The organism is Streptomyces sp. BE303 (genome assembly GCF_036290945.1).
Taxonomy (GTDB): domain Bacteria; phylum Actinomycetota; class Actinomycetes; order Streptomycetales; family Streptomycetaceae; genus Kitasatospora.
In genome coordinates, this window is record NZ_JAQYWZ010000324.1 from 1 (window position 1) to 499 (window position 499).

A 499-nucleotide genomic window follows, 5' to 3' on the forward strand; every position below is an offset into this window, starting at 1 on the left:
CGCCGCGCAAGTGGCCGGGGAGCTGTCGCTCGGCGATGCGGCGGCGCTGGTCGCGGCGCGTGGCAGGATGAGGCAGGCCCTACGGGCGCGTGGGGCGATGCGCGCGGTGGGTGATACCGAGGCGGAGGTGCTGGCGGCGTTCCCGGTGTTCGCGGTCGCCTTCGACCAGGTGGCGTTGCACCTGGATGCCGATATGGACCAGCCGCTGGAGGAGTTGCTGGCGGAAGAGGAGCTGATACACCGGACCGGGTACGCGCAGCCGGCGTTGTTCGCGGTGGTGGTGGCGTTGCATGCGCTGCTGTCGCAGTGGGGTGTGCGGGCGGTCGTGCTGGTGGGGCACTCGATCGGTGAGGTTGCCGCCGCGCATGTGGCCGGGGTGCTGTCGCTCGGCGATGCGGCGGCGCTGGTCGCGGCGCGTGGCAGGTTGATGCAGGCCCTTCCGGCGGGAGGGGCGATGCTCGCGGTGGGCGCTTCCGAGGCGGAGGTGCTGGCGGCGTTC

Annotated in this window: 1 protein-coding gene; it reads left to right on the forward strand. The window is 72.7% G+C overall.

Going from position 1 to position 499, the window contains the following annotated elements; all coding sequences use genetic code 11:
- On the forward strand, positions 1–499 hold a 499-nt coding region (locus PUR56_RS03955; RefSeq protein WP_329947856.1), incomplete at both ends, for an acyltransferase domain-containing protein.